At 63.6% G+C, this 3,663-nt stretch carries 3 protein-coding genes and 1 pseudogene; 1 reads left to right on the plus strand and 3 read right to left on the minus strand.

Translation table 11 applies throughout. The annotated features are described in order from the left end of the window. Positions 1-227 (minus strand): annotated as a pseudogene (locus tag HCA58_RS22960) (hypothetical protein); the annotation flags it as partial. A 90-nt stretch (positions 228-317) separates the two neighbouring features. Here HCA58_RS22960 and HCA58_RS22965 point away from each other — a divergent pair. Then, a complete protein-coding gene (locus HCA58_RS22965) occupies positions 318-734 on the plus strand; it encodes a hypothetical protein (protein ID WP_169600130.1) in 417 nt (138 codons plus the stop codon). Between the two features lie 85 nt (positions 735-819). On the opposite strand, the gene HCA58_RS22970 is transcribed toward HCA58_RS22965, so the two are convergent. Both HCA58_RS22970 and HCA58_RS22975 read right to left on the minus strand, forming a co-directional pair. Continuing rightward, on the minus strand, positions 820-1,734 hold the full coding sequence (locus tag HCA58_RS22970; protein ID WP_169600132.1) for a DUF3238 domain-containing protein: 915 nt from the start codon (positions 1,732-1,734) through the stop codon (positions 820-822). 609 nt (positions 1,735-2,343) lie between these two features. Then, a partial coding sequence (locus HCA58_RS22975) for an IS1380 family transposase (protein WP_240956608.1) occupies positions 2,344-3,663 on the minus strand: 1,320 nt, incomplete at its 5' end.

The following is a 3,663-nucleotide window of genomic DNA, read 5'->3' on the forward strand; positions in this document are numbered from 1 at the left end:
TCATGCCCACCCTGCCGCTGCCGCAACCCCGCCAAGGCTTGGCTGAACGCGCTGGTCAGACCGGTCGCATCAGCCAGATCAGTCAGCAGCCGGACACCGGCGTGACCGACAACGCCCCGCCCGTCACCGGTCACCGTGATCTTCGGCCGTGTTGCGGTAACCTTCACCCAGCAAGTGCCTTCCGTGACAGGAACATGGGACTCTCGACAAGCCCTATTTTCCCTGATCAGAAGGCACTTCTTCGTTCCCGGTCCACACCTTGGACACCCCTTAACGAAGGGGCGAGGTTAACGAAGGGCCGAGGTTAGAGTGAGAGTATGACACGACGGTGGAGCGCTATCCTCATCCCGTCCCTGGTGCCGTGGGCGTTTTCCTGCATTCTTTCCATCGGATGGTTCCGCGCTACCGGGGGAAGCGAGGCGGCACGTCAGATGTTTCGTGACCTATTACTAACGCCTAACGTTCTGATTCCGCTCGCTATGACGCTTAGCTGCATCGTCATTTTCGGCTGTTGCGCACGTTCAAGCTTCTTGTCGGCAGGCCAAAACTGGGCGGTCGGTGGAATTATTGCACTTGCCTCCCTGATCACGATCGGGGTGCTTGGTTTCGCATGGGGGGGCGCATATGTTTTCTATTACATGCTTGTTTGGTGGGTCTTGTCAGGATACGTGTTTTTTGTCTGGATCGCCGGGGCTAGCGGCTGGCGGCTGTTTTTGGCCCATTCAACGACGTAGTCGGCCGCAAGGCAGATCGCCTCGCGGCCAACTGGTGCCGCAACCACCAACCCTCGGCGATGGCCGAGATTTCAGACCGAAAGATTTACCAAGAGCCTGAACCGAAGAAGTTCGCCAAGGGGCAAGTAACAGTGCCTATCAAGCACAGCGGATTGGCGGCGTCGCGCTTGTAGACGTCGGTGATGACCAAGCCGTCGTCGTTGTAGTCCTGGATGTAAACGTGGTGGTTAGGCATCTGGCGGTGGTTGCCGGAAATGACAGAGTAGTGTCCCACCTGCTTTAAATGCATTGTTAGGCCACCGTCGATGGCTCCGACGCTGCAGAATGGGTTGCTGGCGTGCGTCTCCAACCGTACGCCGACATAGTCCGAGCCCGAGCTGAGCTTCCGCGCGACCATGCCAGATCCGGAAGCAGTTTTGCGGCTGACTACCGCTCCGTCGCTCTTGCGGTAAACCTTTGTCTCCCCAATCGCCCAATCGCCCCTGACGTCCTTGTTGTACCACGTGATCAGGACTCCCACACGGGTGCGGAATGTTTGGGGCAGCGGGCTGTATGTCCGCCCATCACCGCCGAAGGCGTAGCCACTCCCGTACTCGCATCCAACCGGAGGAGCGTCGATACGCGATTGGGGAATAAACGTGTCCCACCAGAGCGACGTAGACGCCCCCGGGGCGGCGGCGCGTGCATGCGCTAAGCCTTGTCGCTGCAGGGAGTGCGCCGTACTTTGCTGTTTGGCGGGAGGACTGGGCACTCCCACACTCATGCTCCACATCTTCGCGCTCGGGTGCGATACTTCCCCCGCGAGCAACGGGACGATGTTGTACCGATACTTCGACCCACCCGAAACCTTGGTGTCCCGATATGTAGAGACGCCGCTCGCGAGCGTGGCGACAACCTTGCCGTCTCGACTGATCTCGTATCGAGCGGACGGCGCATAGGCGTCCCACGACAAATCCACTGCCGACGGGGTTGCCTTGGACACCACGCCCTGATCCAGCATCGTACGGTCGACAATGCCGAGTGAACCACTCGGCATCTTGGCGACAACAAGGGTCCCTGGCGGATAGCCACTTTCTGGCGCACTCGCATCGGCGAGGGAAATGACTCGACCCGTGCGGACGTCAGCAATGGTAAGCGCCGCTTCGGCGTCTACCCGCAGTGTAGGCGGTTCGGCGCTGGCGGGACAAGGAAATGCGGTTATCGTAACAAGTGTTACTCCGAGTAGCCCTGCCACTGGCCACGCTTTCCTGATCATGGTAGACCTCCAGTCCCATTGATGAACAGCTAACCACTGTTCCGGACGGAGACTGCCTTAGTTGTTTGGCACGATGGACCCCTGCCTATCTCTTCCGTTTGGAATCTCTGGCGTCCCGCGCCGGCCGCCTGCTCGTTTCCGTGCGTTCTAGCAGGTGCAGCCTTGGCGGCGACCGACCATACTTCTGGCCCGCTTGGCGGCTGAGTGATGTGAGTCATATTCCGGTCCGCGTCCATGCAAATGTCGTCGGGTGACATTCCCGGGCCCCGGCAAAGTCGTGATGTGCCGCTTCCGCTCCTCGCTGCTAGCCTCGATCATTCGCGCTCGACGCGGGTCGGGTCGATCCAGCGCCGGTCATCGTTGGATGTCGATGGGCTGCCCGGGAGGGTGTGGTGATGGGCCGTCTGTCGCGGCGGTGGGCGTTTCTCCTGGTTTCCTCCGGTCGTCGGGATAAGGGCTGTGGTGGGTCAGCCGGGTGCGGGGATGGCCGCGATCCGGTGGAACGCGGCGGTGATCTGCTCGGCCCAGGGCCAGGTGGTCGGGATGCGCAGGCGTCGGTGGCGTTGGCCTCGGATGAGGCGGGCGGCGGTGTGCAGGACCCGGTAGCGCAAACGTTTTCGGTTCGGCGCGGGCGAGGTCGCCGGTGAGGCCGATGAGTTGCAGCCAGGCGGTCAAGTCGGCGGCGACCGCGGTCAGGGCGCACCAGGCTTGGTTGATCGCGAACACCCGTGACGGGAGTCGGTCGAGGCCAGCCTGTTTCGCGCAGCGGATCCGGTCCTCGACGCGGGCGTGGGCGCGGTGCCGCGCTTCGAGCCACTGCAGGGCCCCGACCTGGGTGTTCGTGACGAACGCGGTGTAACGCCACCCGTCTACGGTTTCGAACAGGGTCAGTTGCGCTCCGGGGTGCGGTCGTTCGCGGCGCACGATGACGCGCATCCCGTCGGGCCACCCGCCCAGGTTGAGCAGGCCGGTCAGCTCGGCGACCATCGCACCGTCGCGGACCCCGCCGTCGGCGTTCAGCGCGGGTGTCCACCCGGTGTCGGGCAGGGCGGTGATCGCGGCGTGGTCGTCGCCGTCGACACGCCACCCGATCGAGTACTGCATCCGGCGCCGTGGGCTGTTTCTGGCGGTGAGCCAGTCCAGGAACATGTGGGTGGCGCCGGCTCCGTCGGCGCGTACGAGCACGTCACGGCGGTGTGGGGCCGGGATCTGCGCCAGGGCGTCGGTCAACACCTCGACATGATCCGTGGCGGTGTTCGACCCGGCGTTGCCGGGACGCAGCTTGACCGTGAGGAGTTCGTTCGTGTTGTCACACGTGACGAGGAGCGGGTGGAACCCGAACGTGCGCTTGTAGGTCGGTGTCGCGTTCTCCTTCTCCGAGTGCGCGAGTAGCAGCGACGCGTCAACGTCGATGACGACCGTGCCTTCACCGATCTCACGCCCGGCGGCCTTCGCCGGCGGGACCCGATCCAACTGCGACCAGACATGGGCCCGCGCTCGTGCCCGGGCCGTGGCGATACGACGCAACTGGGCGGGACCGACCTCGTCCAGGGCCCGCCAGGACGTGGCCTGCGACGCGACCTGCCCGAACACCTCGCCCTGCCGGCGCAGGGTTTCGAAATCGCTGATCGCCTCACCGCCGTCGGCGATCATCACGGCCAGGTCGGTCAACAC

Origin of the sequence: Micromonospora sp. HNM0581, from assembly GCF_012726175.1 — a bacterium.
In the GTDB taxonomy this organism is placed as follows: Bacteria; Actinomycetota; Actinomycetes; order Mycobacteriales; family Micromonosporaceae; genus Micromonospora.

What these genes read in the sequence shown, in the direction of transcription:
- HCA58_RS22970 (WP_169600132.1), bottom strand. Translation starts at nt 1,734, where the DNA reads ATGCTGGATCAGGGCGTGGTGTCCAAGGCAACCCCGTCGGCAGTGGAT.
- HCA58_RS22965 (WP_169600130.1), top strand. Translation starts at nt 318, where the DNA reads ATGACACGACGGTGGAGCGCTATCCTCATCCCGTCCCTGGTGCCGTGG.